The organism is Inquilinus limosus (genome assembly GCF_002195995.1).
Taxonomy (GTDB): Bacteria; Pseudomonadota; Alphaproteobacteria; order DSM-16000; family Inquilinaceae; genus Inquilinus; species Inquilinus limosus_C.
The window spans coordinates 21,689-34,978 of sequence record NZ_NHON01000015.1 but is presented as its reverse complement, the minus strand read 5'-3'; the positions used below and the strand labels follow the sequence as shown (position 1 = coordinate 34,978).

The following is a 13,290-nucleotide window of genomic DNA, read 5'->3' as shown; positions in this document are numbered from 1 at the left end:
GGATTGTGTCAATGCGGGTGGCATCGATCGGCGAGTGCATGATCGAGATCGCGGTGAAGCCGGGCGGCGACGCCCAGCTGGCCAGCGGCGGGGACACGTTGAACACCGCGGTGTACCTGGCCCGCCAGGGCGTCGCGGTCGACTATGTCACCGCGCTGGGCGACGACCCGTACAGCGACGAGATGCTGGCCCGCTGGCAGGCCGAAGGGGTGGGGACGGGGCTGGTGCCGCGCCTGCCCGGCCGGGTGCCCGGCCTGTACATGATCCGCACCGACGACAGGGGCGAGCGCACCTTCCACTACTGGCGCGACCGGGCGCCGGCGCGCGAGGTGTTCGAACTGCCGGGCGCGGCGGACCTGGCCGGGACGCTGGCCGGCTACGGCCTGCTCTACTTCTCCGGCATCACCCTGTCGCTGTACAGCGACGCCGGCCGCGACGCCTTCCACGCGGCGCTGTCGGCGGCCAAGGCCCGCGGCGCGCGCATCGCCTTCGACGGCAATTACCGGCCGCGCGGCTGGCCCGACAAGGCCAGGGCGCAGGCGGTGTTCGCGCGGTTCCTGGCGCTGGCCACCCATGCCTTGCCGACCTTCGACGACGAGCAGGCGCTGTTCGGCGACGCCGACCCGCAAGCCACCATCGCCCGGCTGCGCGGCTATGGCGTCGGCGAGATCGTGGTGAAGTGCGGCGGCGAGGGCTGCCACATCGCCACGGCCGAGGGCGTGACCACGGTGCCGGTGCCTCGCGTGGTGACCCCGGTCGACACCACCGCGGCCGGCGACAGCTTCAACGCCGGCTACCTGGCCGGCCGCTTCGCCGGGCTGGACCCGGCGGCCGCGGCGCTGCGCGGCCACCGCCTGGCCGCGGTCGTGATCGGCCATCGCGGCGCCGTGGTGCCGCGCGACGCGATGCCCGACTTCGCGGGCGGCCCGTCCGCCTGATCGGCATAGACGGCCGCTTCGTCACTACAGATCAAGTCGTCGGCCGTCACGGTCCCCGGCGGTCGGGGACTGTGCCGCGCCGTCTCAATCCTTGTCGCTGACCCCGGCCTGGGCGAAGGTGGCCATGCCCTCATGGCAGGCCAGGGCGCCGCGGACCAGGCCGATCGCCAGCGCCGCGCCGGAGCCCTCGCCGAGCCGCATGCCGAGATCCAGCAGCGCCGCGCGGCCGAGCTTGTCCAGCAGCCGGCGGTGCCCCGGCTCGGCCGAGACATGGGCCACCTGGCAATGGTCCAGCGCGTGGCGGTCCACGGCCCACAGCACCGCGGCTGCGGCGGTGCAGGTGTAGCCGTCCAGCAGCACCGGGATGCGCGCCATCCGCGCCGCCAGCACCGCGCCGACGATCGCCGCCAGCTCCAGCCCGCCGAGATGGCGCAGCACCTCCAGCGGGTCGGTCATCGCGGCCTTGTGGGCGGCGATGCCCTTGGCCACCACCTCGGCCTTGCGCCGCACCCCGGCGGCGTCGACGCCGGTGCCGGGGCCGACCCAGTCCGTCGCCTCGCCGCCGAACAGCGCCGTCGCCAGCGCCGCGCCGGAGGTGGTGTTGCCGATGCCCATCTCGCCCAGGCACAGCAGGTCGATGCCCGGCTCCACCGCCATCATGCCGTAGGCCATGGCGCGGACGCATTCGGCCTCGGTCATCGCCGGGGCGATGGTGAAGTCGGCGGTCGGGTGCTCCAAATCCAGCTCATAGACCCGCAGGTCGCTGTCGGCGGCTTGGGCCAGCTGGTTCACCGCGGCGCCGCCGGCGACGAAGTTCTTCACCATCTGCGCCGTCACCGCGACGGGATAGGCCGAGACGCCCTGGGCCACGGCGACGCCGTGATTGCCGGCGAACACCGCGACGCGCGGCCGGCGCAGCTGCGGCGGATGTCGGCCCTGCCACACCGCCATCCACTCCGCCAGCTCCTCCAGCCGGCCCAGCGACCCGGGCGGCTTGGTCAGCTGCCGGTCGCGCTCGCGCACCGCCGTGCCGGCCTCCAAATCGGGGCCTGGCAGGTGGCGCAACAGGGCGCGGATCTCGTCGAGGGTGTCGGGCAGGGGCGTCTGGGCCATGGCAAGGGCGTCCGGTTGCGGAAGCGCGGACCCTGCCACCAAAGCGGGGCGGCGTCAAAATCCGCGGGCGGTGCGATCGCGCTGGCATTAATTGCCGATCTAGTTCATGATATGTTCTATGCATGAAGCGCCCTCCGAACCGATCCGGCCGACCGATCCCGACATGCAGTGGACGGGATGGGCGCTGCACCTGGTGCGCGAGGCGGCCGAGATCGACATGCGCAGCAAGCGGATGACCGAGCGGCAGCAGGAGAGGGCGGACAGGGACTCGCCGCTCGATTTCGGTCTGATCCAGTCGCGGCTGTCGCGGTCGCTGCGGCTGTCGGTGGCGATGGTCGAGCGGATCCGCGTCGACTACCTGATGCGGCGGGGCGAGCGCGAGGCCTCGGGCGAGCAGCAGCGCCGGCGCCAACGCCGGGAGCAGGTCACCGAGACCGTGACCAAGGCGATCGCGACGCCCGCGGATGGCGAGGGTGCCGAGCATCTGCGGTCGGTGGTGTGGGAGACGCTGGTCGAGGACGAGATCCTGGACGCGCAGCTGGACACGCTGTCGGAGGAGGCGTTCGTGCAGGCGGTCTGCCGCAAGCTCGGCCGCCCGCCACCCTCGATCCCGCTGCCGCAGGGTTGCGATGAGGGGGCCGAGGACGCTCCGCAGGCGGAGCCCGCTGAGGCTGCCGATCGCGAGCCTGCGGAGGGTTGGGCACCGGTACCGGATGAGTCCGGCACAAGCCGGCCCATGCCGCGACCGTCCACACCCGACAGCAGCTGACCGTCCCGACGCATTTCGTCACCGTCATTGCGAGGAGGCGAAGCCGACGAAGCAATCCATCGTCCCGTGCAAGCTGCTGCATGGATCGCTTCGCTACGCTCGCGATGACGGTCTGAAAAGAGCAGCAAACACGGTCGGAACGGATGGTTTTGCCTCTCCCGCTTGCGGGAGAGGTCGGAGGCGCTCGGCACCTCCGGGTGAGGGGGTTTTGTCGAGGCCGGGGCCCGCCCTCACCCGGTCTCGCTGACGCGAGCCCGGCCTCTCCTCCTCGGGCTTGACCCGGGGACAGGCGGGAGAGGCAATCGATGACCGTGACGACCCTCGCCTCAACCTCTCCCGCGAGCGGAGGGGGAGGATGACCTGGGGCAGGTCCAAGGTGGAAGCGCTGCTGCAATCCGGCGAGACCCGCCCCTCACTCCGCCGCCTTGCGGCCCTCCAGCCGGCGGACGAAGGCGGCGACCACGTCGCGCAGGCCCGCATCGTCCAGCAGGTCCAGCGCCTCCTCCGGGCCGGCCCAGCGGGTCTCGCGCTCATGCGCCTCGGGCCAGGTCCTGTGCTGCCGCTCGACCTTCAGCGGGAAGACGCCGACCTCGCAGGGCACGCTGACGCCCTCCTCCAGCCATTTGTCGTAGATGTAGCTGCCGATCGATTTCGACCCGACGACGCCGCGTACCCCGGCCTCCTCATAGGCCTCGCGCGCTGCCGATTTCCCCGGCTTCAGCCCCTTGATCGGCCAGCCCTTGGGCATGATCCAGCGCCGCGTCCCGCGCGTGGTGACGAGCAGGACCTCGATCCCGCCATCCGGCCGGACGCGGTAGGGCAGGGCGCCGTGCTGCACCCGGACGGCCTTGGTCTTGCCCGGCATCCCCATCCTCCGTCGCGCCCGGCCTTGATCGGCCGGGGTATTTCGGGAACGATCGCGGCATCCCCGTCGTTCCGGCCGTCCCGAGCCGACCGGACCCCAACCCTATGGGAAGACACGAACGGAGGCGAACGGCTTTCGAGACCCGCGGATGAGCTTTTCCATCACCCTGATCGACCTGGCCGGCTATGTCGCCCTGCTGCTGTGGGGCACGCATATGGTGCAGACCGGCATCCAGCGCACCTTCGGGCCGAAGCTGCGCGCCGTGCTGGGCGGGGCGCTGAGGAACCGGTTCCTGGCCGTGCTGGCCGGCATCGGCGTCACCGCGGTGCTGCAGAGCAGCACGGCCACCGGGCTGATGGTGGCGGGATTCGCCGCCGGCGGGCTGGTCGAGCTGGTGCCGGCCCTGGCGGTGATGCTGGGCGCCAATATCGGCACCACGCTGATCGTCCAGGTGCTGTCCTTCGACGTGGCGGCCGCGGCGCCGGCGCTGATCCTGATCGGCTTCGTGCTGTTCCGGCGCGACAGCACCACCCAGACGCATGACCTCGGCCGGGTCTTCATCGGCCTCGGCCTGATGCTGATGGCGCTGCACCAGCTGCTGCAGCTGATGGTGCCCTATGAGGACGCGCCCAGCCTGCGCCTGATGCTGGGCGCCGTCGCCACCACGCCGGTGCTGGCGGCGATCCTGGCCGCGGCCTTCACCTGGGCGGTGCATTCCAGCGTCGCCGTGGTGCTGCTGGTGATGTCGCTGGCCGCCAACGGCGTGGTGCCGCCGGAAAGCGCCTTCGCCCTGGTGCTGGGCGCCAATCTCGGCACCGCGATCAACCCGGTGCTCGAGGGCGCGTCGGGCGACGACCCCGCCAACCGGCGCCTGCCGGTCGGCAACCTGCTGGCCCGCGGCCTCGGCGTGGTCGCGGTGCTGGCGGCGCTCGAGCCGATCGGCGAGTGGATGGTGACGATCGACCCCGACAATGCCCGCGCGGTGGCCGATTTCCACACCCTGTTCAACGTCGTGCTGGCGGTGGTCTTCTTCCCGCTGCTGACGCCCTATTCCAAGCTGCTGCAGCGGCTGATGCCGCGCCGGGTGGACCCGGCGGATCCGTCCCGGCCGCTCTATCTCGACGCCGCGGCGCGGGAGACGCCGATCGTCGCCCTCGGCGGCGCCGCGCGCGAGGCGATGCGCCTGGCCGATGTGCTGGAGACGATGCTGCACGGCGCCCGCGACGCGCTGGTGAAGGGCGACCGCAAGGTGATCGCCGAGACGCGGCGGATGGACGACGTGCTCGACCACCTCAACACCGCGATCAAGACCTACCTGACCTCGCTCGACCCGGAGTCGCTCAGCGAGGCGGACCACCGCCGGCTGGGCGAGATCCTGAACTTCGCCATGAACATGGAGCAGGCGGGCGACGTCGTGGACCGCAACCTGCTGCCGCATTGCGCCAAGCGGATGAAGCGCGGGCTGGAATTCTCGAAGGAGGGCGAGGCCGAGCTGCTGGCGATGATGGACCGGCTGGCCATCAACCTGCGCACCGCCGCCTCGCTGTTCATGACCGACGACCGCCGCGCGGCGCGGCTGCTGGTCGACGAGAAGGTGACGTTCCGCGACCTCGAGGCGGCGGCCACCCAGTCGCATTTCGACCGGCTGCGCGCCGGCCGCCGCGACACGGCCGAGACCAGCGCCCTGCATCTCGACCTGCTGCGCGACATGAAGCGGGTGAACGGCCACATCGTCGCGGCCGCGGCCTATCCGGTGCTGGAGCGTTCGGGCGAGCTGCTGCCCAGCCGGGTCACCGACGGCGAGCAGGAGGGCTGACGCCATGGCCGGGCTTCTGCTCGACGGCCCGGTCAGGGTTCCCCCTCACCCTCCCGCCGCAAGCGGCGGGCCCCTCCCTCTCCCCGAGGAGAGGGGAATCCGAGCCGCGGCCCCTTCACCTCTCCTTGGGGAGAGGTCGAAATCGCGTCAGCGATTTCGGGTGAGGGGGCGGCTCCGGCCCATCCGGCTCGGCATCCGCGGTCGTCCCGACCGCCCGGCAGAATTCCTCCAGCCCGGCCGCCACGGCGTCGCGCAGCGGGCGGCCGCGCTCGAAGCCCCACCACAGCACGGCGCCCTGCCATTGCGCCGCCATCAGCCGGCCGAGATCGGGCCGGGGGCCGTCGGCATCGGCCAGGCGCCGGCCCAGCGCCGCGGCCAGCGCCTCGCCCCAGGCGGCGCCGCGGGCGCGCAGCGCCGGATCGCGCATGTCCTCGCGCAGCACCAGCAGCCCCTCGGCATAATCCGCGCCGGCGTCGTAGTCGCCGGACAGCGCCAGCAGCAGCGCGACGGCTCCGGCCGGGCCCGGCGGCGCCGCGGCGTCGGCCTCGGCCGTGCGCGCGTCCAGCAGGTCCCAGGCGCGCAGCAGCGCCGCCTGCATCAGCGCCGCCTTGCCGCCGAAGCGCTGCACCAGCGTCGCCGCCGACAGCCCGGTCTCGGCCGCCACCGCGGCGAAGGTGATGCCCTCCGGCCCGGCGCGGCGCATCACCGCCAGGGCGCCGTCCAGCAGGGCTTCGTCGGGGATGGTGCGCGGTCTCGGCACGGGGATCGGCCATCGGCTGTAAACGAACAGCCGTTTATATAACACGCGGGAGGCCCCGGGGTTGCGTGCCTCCGGCGCAGCGCCGACCCCGAGAAATCGGGGGCGGACGGGCCGGGGCGTCTAGGATAACGTCCCTGCCGACCGCCAGAGGGGGAGGACCACCATGTCGAACGCGATCGACCGGGACGCGGCCGCGTCCCCGGCCACCGCGGGATCGGCGCCGGCGTTGTGGAAGGCGTTCCTGCTGTTCCTCGGGCCGATGATGCTCAGCAACGTGCTGCAGGCGCTGTCCGGCACGGTCAACAACATCTATCTCGGGCAGATGATCGGCGTCGGGGCGGTGGCCGCCGTCTCCGCCTTCTTCCCGATCCTGTTCTTCTTCATCTCCTTCATCATCGGCCTCGGCGCCGGTGCTTCGGTGCTGATCGGCCAGGCCTGGGGCGCGCGGGAACCGGACAAGGTCAAGGCGGTGGCCGGCACCGCGCTGACGGTCACCATCCTCGCCGGCATCGTCGTCGCCCTGTTCGGCGGGGCCTTCACCCGGCCGCTGCTGGCCGCGGTCGGCACGCCCCCCGACATCCTCGCCGATTCCACCGAATACGCCCGGATCATGCTGATCGCCATGCCGGGGCTGTTCGTCTTCATCCTGTACACCTCGATGATGCGCGGCGTCGGCGACACGGTGACGCCGCTCCTGGTGCTGGCGCTGCAGATCGTGATTGGTCTGGTGCTGACCCCGGCGCTGATCCGCGGCTGGGGCGGGCTGCCGCAACTGGGCGTGCTCAGCGGCGCCTATGCCGCGATCGTGTCCTTCCTCGCCGCCCTGGCCTGGCTGGCCTTCCATCTGCGCCGCCGTGGCCACGCTCTGGCGCCGGATGCCGTGCTGCTGCGGCATCTCTGGATCGACCCGAAGATCCTCCGCGCCGTGCTGCGCATCGGCCTGCCCTCCGGCGTCCAGCTCGTCCTGGTGTCGCTGGCCGAGGTGGCGGTGCTGTCCTTCGTCAACGGCTTCGGCTCGGATGCCACCGCCGCCTATGGCGCGGTGAACCAGGTGATCAGCTACGTCCAGTTCCCGGCGATCTCGATCGCCATCACCGCCTCGATCTTCGGCGCCCAGGCGATCGGCGCCGGGCATGTCGACCGGCTCGGCGCCATCACCCGCACCGGCCTGCTGCTCAACCTCGTCGTCACCGGCGGGCTGGTGGCGATCTGCTACCTGCTGTCGCGCACGCTGATGGGCCTGTTCCTGACCAGCGAGCCGGTGATCGAGCTGGCGCAGGACCTGCTGCACATCACGCTGTGGAGCTACATCGTCTTCGGCATCGCCGGCGTGGTCGCCGCGGTGATGCGGGCCAGCGGCACGGTGCTGGCGCCGACCGCGATCTCGCTCTTCGCCATCCTCTGCGTCGAGGTGCCGGTGGCCTGGCTGCTCAGCCGGCAGATCGGCATCGACGGCGTCTGGATCGCCTATCCGGTCGCCTTCATCGTCATGGCGCTGGGCCAGATTGCCTTCTACCAGCTGGTCTGGAGCAAGCGGGCGATCCGCCGGATGATCTGACCATGGACGACCTGCTGCGCGATCTGCGCGTCGCCGCCTGCTTCCTGACCCGGCTGCCGGTGCCCTGGCCGCCGGGCGCGCCGGCCGACGCGCTGGCGCGGTCGATGCGGCTGTTCCCGCTGGCCGGGGCCGGCATCGGCCTTGCCGCCGGGCTGGTGTGGGCGCTGGCGCTCTGGCTCGGCGCCCCGGCCCTGGTCGCGGCGCTGCTGGCGCTGACGGCGCTGGCGCTGCTGACCGGGGCGCTGCACGAGGACGGGCTGGCCGATGTCGCCGACGGCTTCGGCGGCGGCCGCAGCCGCGAGCGGGCGCTGGAGATCATGCGCGACAGCCGCATCGGCAGCTACGGCACCCTGGCCCTGGTGCTGTCGGTCGGGCTGCGCGCCGCGGCCCTGGCGGCGTTGGCCCGGGATCCGTGGGGAGGGGTTGCCGCGCTGGCCGCGGCCGGGGCGGTGTCGCGGGCGACCTGCCCGGCGCTGCTGGCCTGGCTGCGTCCCGCGCGGCCCGACGGGCTGGGCGCCGGCGCCGGCCGGCCGCCATCGGAGGCCGTGTTAACCGCCCTCGGCCTCGCCCTCTGCTTCGCCCTGCTGCTGCTCGGGCTGCGGCACGGGCTGGCGGCGCTGGCCCTGGCGGTGCTCGTGTCCTGGGCTTTGGCCGGAGTGGCGCGGCGACGCATCGGCGGGCAGACCGGCGATGTGCTCGGAGCCGCCCAGCAGCTGGCGGAGGTCGCGGTGCTGTGCGCCGCGGCGGCGGCATGAGCACGACCCGCTGGTGGTGGATCCGCCACGCTCCCGTGGTCAATCCGGACAAGCTGCTCTACGGCCGGCTTGACCTCGCCGCCGACACCTCCGACGCGGCGGCGGTCACGGCCCTCGCCGCCCGGCTGCCGCGCGGCGCCGCCTGGCTGCACTCGCCGCTGCGCCGCACCGCCGAGACCGCGGCGGCGCTGCTGGGGGCGATGGGCGAGGCGGCGGTGCCGACGGTCGAGCCGGCGCTGATCGAGCAGGATTTCGGTGCCTGGCAGGGCCGGCCGAGCCGCGAGGTCTACGGCGCGCTGCCGCAGGGCGATCCGTTCTGGTCGAAGCCGGCCGCCCATGCAGCGCCGGGCGGGGAGAGCTTCGACGCCGTGCTGCGCCGGGTGCAGCCCGCGGTCCTGGCCCTGTCCGACGCCCATGCCGGCCGCGACATCGTCGCCGTCGCCCATGCCGGCACCATCCGCGCCGCGGCCGCCCAGGCGCTGGATCTCGACGGCGAGCGGGCGCTGCGCCTGGCGGTCGACACGCTGTCGCTGACCCGGATCGACCGCATCCGCTCGCGCTCCGCCGCCGAAAGCTGGCGAGTCGTTGCCCTGAATCTGCCATTTGGAACGGAAAAGATGTATTGATCGTTTTGCGCTACATCGCGATTCTTCATGTAGAATCTGAGGAGAGCCCGAGCATGATCGACCGCCGCAAGTTCCTTCGCCTGACAGGTGCGTCGACCGCAGGGCTGGCCCTGTCGGGCACCCTCGCCGCCTGCGGCTCGAACACCTCGACGCCGAGCGATGCGCAGCTCCTGGTCGATGAGAGCCGCGGCGCGCTGCAGACGCTGCTCTCCTCGCCGGAGCTGACGCAGCTGCCGCGCTACATCCGCGGCGCCAAGGCGGTGCTGATCGCGCCGGAGCTGCTGCGCGGCGGCTTCATCTTCGGCGGTCGCGGCGGCAACGCGCTGATGCTGGTCCGGCTGGCGGACGGCAACTGGAGCTATCCGGCCTTCTACGGCGTCGGCGGCGGCTCCTTCGGCCTGCAGATCGGCGGCCAGGTCTCGCAGCTGGTCCTGACCATCATGACCGACAAGGGCCTGCGGGCGGTGGAGCAGAGCAGCTTCACCGTCGGCGCCGACCTGACCGGCGCGCTGTTCACCCTCGGCGCCGGCGTCGGCGCCTCGACCGGGCTGAACACCAATGCCGACATGTACGCCTTCTCGCAGAACAAGGGGCTGTTCGCCGGCGGCACGCTGGACGGCACGGTGATCAGCGAGGACCAGGGCCGGAACGATGCCTATTACGGCTTCGGCACCGCCGCCCGGACGATCTTCCTCGGCCAGAAGAGCAACCCGGGCGCGGACCAGCTGCGCAACCTGATGCCGAGGTAAGGCTTGGCCTGCTCCCTCACCTGTCATGCCCGGGCTTGACCCGGGCATCCAGAGAGCGTCGACACCCTCTGGATTGCCGGGTCAAGCCCGGCAATGACAAGGGAAGGGGTGGCCCGGGCGTCTCACCCGTAGCGCTGCTCCTGCCAGGGATCGCCCTCATTGTGATAGCCGCGCTCCTCCCAGAAGCCCGGGCGGTCGGCGGCGACGAACTCGATCCGCTTCACCCATTTCGCGCTCTTCCAGAAGTACCAGCGCGGCATGATCACCCGCAGCGGCCCGCCATGCTCGACCGAAATCGGCTCGCCATCGTGATGGGTCGCCAGCAGCACGTCCTCCTCGGCGAAGGCGTCGAGGGCGACGTTGGTGGTGTAGGTGTCGTAGCTGTGGAACACGACGTGCCGCGCCTCGGGCTTCGGCCGCACCAGCGACAGCAGGTGCCGGGCCGAGACGCCGCGCCAGCGGTTGTCGTAGCGCGACCACGACGTGACGCAATGGATGTCCGACACGTCCTCGAATTCGGGCTGGGCCAGGATGTCGGCCCAGCGCCACACCGCCGGGGCCTCGACCAGCCCGTCGATGGTCAGCCGCCACTTGTCGAGCGGGATCTCCGGCTGCACGCCGAGGTCGAGCACCGGCCAGGTCTCCACCAGGCGCTGGCCCGGCGGCAGCCGGTCCCGTTCCGGGTCGGAGGTGCCGCCGGTCAGCAGCCGGCCTTCGCGCGCCCAGCGCTTCTTGCTCTCGACCAGCTTCGGCCGGACCGAACCGAGATCGCCGTCATCCGCCATCGTCGCCTTCCCTCGCCGGCCGCGGTGCCGGCGCCATTCGTGAGGACGTCTCCAACATGGCCTCGACGGACCGGTTGATCCAGAGGGCCGGGCGGGGAAGGATGGAATCAGCCCCCTGCCGGGGCGCCGATCCGGAACGCCGCCCGCCCACAGCCCGCCCGAGCCGATGATCCGCCTGATCCGCCCGCTGCTGCTTCTCCTCCTGCTGCTCGCCCCCGGCCTCGCCGCCGCCCAGGTACCGGGCGCCACGCCGGCCGCCGCGCCTCCCGCCGCCGACCAGCAGGCCGACCCCGAGCGCGTCAAGGCGCTGATCGCCACGCTGCAGGACGACAAGGCCCGGGCCGCGCTGGTCGCCCAGCTGCAGCTGCTGCTGCAGGCCCAGGCGGCGGAGGAGGACAGGAAGACCGCGCTGGAGGCGGTCGGCAGCCAGGCCCTGGTCGCGGTGTCGGAGAAGGTGCGCGACGTCACCAGCGGCGTCGCCGTGATCGGCAGCACCCTGGCGCAGTCGCCGCAGCTGCTGGTCTGGGCGCGCGACCAGCTGGCCGATCCGGCGGCGCGGGCGCGGTGGATCGCGGTGTTCCTCAACGTGCTCGCCGTCTTCGCGGTGGGGCTCGCCGTCGGCTTCCTGGTGTCCGGGCTGCTGCGCGGGGCCCGGGCGGCGCTCGACCGCCATCCGCCGGCCACGCTCTGGGGCAAGCTGCCGCTGATCCTGGGCCAGGCGGTGCTGGACTTCCTGCCGCTGCTCGGCTTCGTGTTCGGCGCCTACGGCATGACCACGGTGCTGGACCCGCCGCAATTCGTCGCCATCGTCGTCACCGCGCTGGTCTATGCCGTGATCATCAGCGGCGTCGCCCTGATGGTCATCCGCATCGTGCTGACGCCGGAGCATCCGCGGCTGCGGCTGGTGCGGGTCGGCGACGAGACCGCCGGCTACCTCTATATCTGGGCGAAGCGGCTGATCCGGCTGACCGTCTTCGGCTACCTGACCATCGTCACCGCCTCGGTGCTGCAGACGCCGTACGGGGCCCTGACGGCGCTGACCTACATCGTCGGCCTGGCCGTCGCGGCGATGGTGATCGTGCTGATCCTGCAGAACCGCGTGCCGGTGGCCGACTGGCTGCGCGGCCGCCGCCGGCACGGGGCCGAGGGTGAGGATGCGGCGGTGACGCGGGCGGTCGGCTCCCTCCGCCGGCGCTCCGCCGATGTCTGGCATCTCGTGGCCATCGCCTATGTCGCCGTCACCTTCGCGATCTGGGCGCTGGGCATCAATGGCGGCTTCGTCTTCGTGCTGCGCGCCACGGTCCTGACCGTGGCGACGCTGGTGCTGGGGCGCCTGATGTCCACCTACGGGCCGCGGCTGATCCACCGCGCCTTCTCGATCGGGCCGGAGCTGAAGGCCCGCTATCCCGGCCTCGAGCATCGCGCCAACCGCTACCTGCCGGTGCTCGACACCGCGCTCAAGGTGATCGTGCTGATCTGCACCGTCCTGGTGCTGCTCGAGGTCTGGCAGCTCGGCGGCATCGCCTGGATGGAGACCGAGACCGGGCGCGCCATCCTGTCCAGCGGCGGCGCCATCCTGTTCATGATCGTCGCCTCGCTGGTGGCATGGGAGGCGGTCAGCCAGCTGATCGAGTTCCACCTCAACCGGCACGATGCCTCGGGCAATCTGGTGCAGCGCAGCGCCCGGGCCCGCACCCTGCTGCCGCTGCTGCGCAACGCCTTCCTGATCCTGCTGATCACCGTCGTGGTGCTGATGGTGCTGTCCGAGGTCGGGCTGAACATCGCGCCGCTCCTGGCCGGCGCCGGCGTGGTCGGCCTGGCGATCGGCTTCGGCGCCCAGACGCTGGTCAAGGACGTCATCACCGGCGTCTTCATCCTGTTCGAGGACACGCTGTCGGTCGGCGACGTGGTCCAGCTCGGCTCCGACAGCGGGGTGGTCGAGACCATCACCATCCGCACCATCCGCCTGCGCGACGAGACCGGGGCGGTGCACACGCTGCCGTTCAGCTCGGTCACCTCGATCATCAACATGACCAAGGACTTCTCCTTCGCCGTGTTCAATATCGGCATCGGCTACGACCAGGATGTCGACCGCGTGCTCGACGTGCTGCGCGAGTTGGGGCGCGAGATGCAGCTCGACCCCGGCTGGGCGCCCGCCATCCTGGCGCCGATCGAGATCATCGGCCTCGACAAGTTCGGCGACAGCGCCGTGACCATCAAGGCGCGGATCAAGACCCCGCCGGCCAAGCAATGGGGCGTGATGCGCGAGTTCAACCGCCGGATGAAGCGGCGCTTCGACGAGCTGGGCATCGACATCCCGTTCCCGCACCGCATGGTGCTGACCCGCAGCCTCGACCGGCCGGAGGACGCCGCCACGGCCGCCGCTCAGGGGGCGTCGTCGGGATCGTGACGGTTCGGGTCGTAATGGGAGTCGTGCTTCTTGCGGGCCAGGTGCATCAGCCCGAGATTGAGCGCGACGATGCCGATCACGGCGATCGCGAGCGCGATCCAGCCGTGGATGCTCATCTCCAGTCCGAAGAGATCCATCGTGGCCGT

At 71.8% G+C, this 13,290-nt stretch carries 13 protein-coding genes; 8 read left to right on the top strand and 5 right to left on the bottom strand.

Translation table 11 applies throughout. The features are described from left to right. The first annotated feature begins 11 nt into the window (after positions 1-11). Positions 12-938 (top strand): sugar kinase, encoded by a 927-nt coding sequence (locus BWR60_RS10470; RefSeq protein WP_088150958.1) that lies wholly within the window; start codon positions 12-14, stop codon positions 936-938. Positions 939-1,022: 84 nt separating this feature from the next. Here the strand turns inward: BWR60_RS10470 and cobT are convergent, their stop codons facing one another. Further along, positions 1,023-2,051: a nicotinate-nucleotide--dimethylbenzimidazole phosphoribosyltransferase gene (cobT, locus tag BWR60_RS10465; protein WP_088150957.1), complete on the bottom strand. Its 1,029-nt coding sequence runs from the start codon at positions 2,049-2,051 to the stop codon at positions 1,023-1,025. 118 nt (positions 2,052-2,169) lie between these two features. Between cobT and BWR60_RS10460 the strand changes: the two genes are divergently transcribed. Continuing rightward, entirely contained in the window at positions 2,170-2,820 is a 651-nt protein-coding gene (locus BWR60_RS10460; protein WP_088150956.1) for a hypothetical protein, read from the top strand. A 412-nt stretch (positions 2,821-3,232) separates the two neighbouring features. Here BWR60_RS10460 and BWR60_RS10455 read toward each other — a convergent pair whose 3' ends face one another. Next, a complete protein-coding gene (locus tag BWR60_RS10455; protein WP_230983014.1) occupies positions 3,233-3,685 on the bottom strand; it encodes an NUDIX hydrolase in 453 nt (150 codons plus the stop codon). Between the two features lie 148 nt (positions 3,686-3,833). On the opposite strand from BWR60_RS10455, the gene BWR60_RS10450 reads away from it, so the two are divergent. Continuing rightward, positions 3,834-5,501: a Na/Pi cotransporter family protein gene (locus BWR60_RS10450; RefSeq protein WP_088150954.1), complete on the top strand. Its 1,668-nt coding sequence runs from the start codon at positions 3,834-3,836 to the stop codon at positions 5,499-5,501. Between the two features lie 115 nt (positions 5,502-5,616). On the opposite strand, the gene BWR60_RS10445 is transcribed toward BWR60_RS10450, so the two are convergent. Further along, positions 5,617-6,261, bottom strand: coding sequence for a TetR/AcrR family transcriptional regulator (locus BWR60_RS10445; protein WP_088150953.1), 645 nt, complete (start codon positions 6,259-6,261; stop codon positions 5,617-5,619). Between the two features lie 163 nt (positions 6,262-6,424). On the opposite strand from BWR60_RS10445, the gene BWR60_RS10440 reads away from it, so the two are divergent. The 4 genes from BWR60_RS10440 to BWR60_RS10425 are packed head-to-tail and all read left to right on the top strand — an operon-like array spanning position 6,425 to position 9,949. Next, positions 6,425-7,819, top strand: coding sequence for an MATE family efflux transporter (locus tag BWR60_RS10440; protein WP_218823435.1), 1,395 nt, complete (start codon positions 6,425-6,427; stop codon positions 7,817-7,819). A 2-nt stretch (positions 7,820-7,821) separates the two neighbouring features. Further along, on the top strand, positions 7,822-8,574 hold the full coding sequence (gene cobS / locus BWR60_RS10435; RefSeq protein ID WP_088150952.1) for an adenosylcobinamide-GDP ribazoletransferase: 753 nt from the start codon (positions 7,822-7,824) through the stop codon (positions 8,572-8,574). Then, on the top strand, positions 8,571-9,200 hold the full coding sequence (locus BWR60_RS10430; RefSeq protein WP_088151016.1) for a histidine phosphatase family protein: 630 nt from the start codon (positions 8,571-8,573) through the stop codon (positions 9,198-9,200). The genes cobS and BWR60_RS10430 overlap by 4 nt, the downstream gene beginning before the upstream one ends. Positions 9,201-9,253: 53 nt before the next feature. Beyond that, on the top strand, positions 9,254-9,949 hold the full coding sequence (locus BWR60_RS10425) for a lipid-binding SYLF domain-containing protein (RefSeq protein WP_088150951.1): 696 nt from the start codon (positions 9,254-9,256) through the stop codon (positions 9,947-9,949). Between the two features lie 122 nt (positions 9,950-10,071). On the opposite strand, the gene BWR60_RS10420 is transcribed toward BWR60_RS10425, so the two are convergent. After that, positions 10,072-10,734, bottom strand: coding sequence for a sulfite oxidase-like oxidoreductase (locus BWR60_RS10420; protein WP_088150950.1), 663 nt, complete (start codon positions 10,732-10,734; stop codon positions 10,072-10,074). 166 nt (positions 10,735-10,900) lie between these two features. Between BWR60_RS10420 and BWR60_RS10415 the strand changes: the two genes are divergently transcribed. Then, a complete protein-coding gene (locus tag BWR60_RS10415; protein WP_088150949.1) occupies positions 10,901-13,144 on the top strand; it encodes a mechanosensitive ion channel domain-containing protein in 2,244 nt (747 codons plus the stop codon). Here the strand turns inward: BWR60_RS10415 and BWR60_RS36955 are convergent. Next, entirely contained in the window at positions 13,120-13,281 is a 162-nt protein-coding gene (locus BWR60_RS36955) for a hypothetical protein (RefSeq protein WP_161790448.1), read from the bottom strand. The genes BWR60_RS10415 and BWR60_RS36955 overlap by 25 nt on opposite strands. Positions 13,282-13,290: the final 9 nt, after the last annotated feature.